Annotated in this window: 2 tRNA genes; both read left to right on the plus strand. The window is 60.7% G+C overall.

The features are described 5' to 3' along the window. Window positions 1–216: 216 nt before the first annotated feature. Window positions 217–292: transfer RNA gene (locus tag DIE21_RS36945), tRNA-Val, on the plus strand. A 23-nt stretch (window positions 293–315) separates the two neighbouring features. Next, window positions 316–392: transfer RNA gene (locus tag DIE21_RS36950), tRNA-Asp, on the plus strand.

A 392-nucleotide genomic window follows, 5' to 3' on the forward strand; every position in this document is an offset into this window, starting at 1 on the left:
ACCGCCCGGTGCGGACCCGCATGCCGGGTGGTGTGGGAGGGGATCGGTCAGGCTACCTGACCGCCCCTATCCCGATTGCATCGGGATCGTGTGTTGGGCAGCGCGTTAAAAATTTTTGCGCACAGGCTTGGCAAAATGATCGGGGATGAATTAAACTTGCTGGCTCGCTGGTTGTTGATGCCGAAACGCAGATCGCAGCCAGAACGAATCGGAAACGGGTGCTTAGCTCAGCTGGTAGAGCGGCGCCCTTACAAGGCGTAGGTCGGGGGTTCGAACCCCTCAGCACCCACCAGTTTCCCGATTCAGCCAGACCAAGGAGCGGTAGTTCAGTCGGTTAGAATACCGGCCTGTCACGCCGGGGGTCGCGGGTTCGAGTCCCGTCCGCTCCGCCA

The sequence above is a fragment of the Burkholderia sp. Bp9140 genome, from assembly GCF_003853425.1.
GTDB lineage: Bacteria > Pseudomonadota > Gammaproteobacteria > Burkholderiales > Burkholderiaceae > Burkholderia.